The organism is Fredinandcohnia quinoae, assembly GCF_022427965.1.
Classification (GTDB): domain Bacteria; phylum Bacillota; class Bacilli; order Bacillales; family Bacillaceae_L; genus Ferdinandcohnia; species Ferdinandcohnia quinoae.
In genome coordinates this window covers 1-358 of sequence record NZ_JAKTTI010000091.1, presented here as the reverse complement: position 1 = coordinate 358, position 358 = coordinate 1, and the positions used below count along the sequence as shown (strand labels likewise).

Sequence of the window (358 nt, the reverse complement as noted above, 5' to 3'; positions counted from 1 at the left end):
TAAGACACCGCCCTTTCACGGCGGTAACACGGGTTCGAATCCCGTACGGGTCATCCGAATTGAATGGGATGTAAGATTTGTCTCTTTTAATCTTACTTCCCGTTTTTATCTCAAAAAGTGAATGTTTGAAAAGGAGGATAAAAAGGACCGAGAAGTTCGAGGCGGCGAAGATTTGAGCAGCGGAACGTATGTAGTTAATACGTGAGTAGCGGAAAAGCGAGCCAACGAAGAAATTCGATGTGTCATTTTTATCAGAGCTTTTGAACATCTTCTATTAAATGGAGGATTAGCTCAGCTGGGAGAGCACCTGCCTTACAAGCAGGGGGTCGGCGGTTCGATCCCGTCATCCTCCACCATT

Annotated in this window: 1 tRNA gene; it reads left to right on the top strand. The window is 45.8% G+C overall.

The features are described 5' to 3' along the window. Positions 1-280: 280 nt before the first annotated feature. Positions 281-356 (top strand) — tRNA-Val (locus tag MJG50_RS22015). Positions 357-358: the final 2 nt, after the last annotated feature.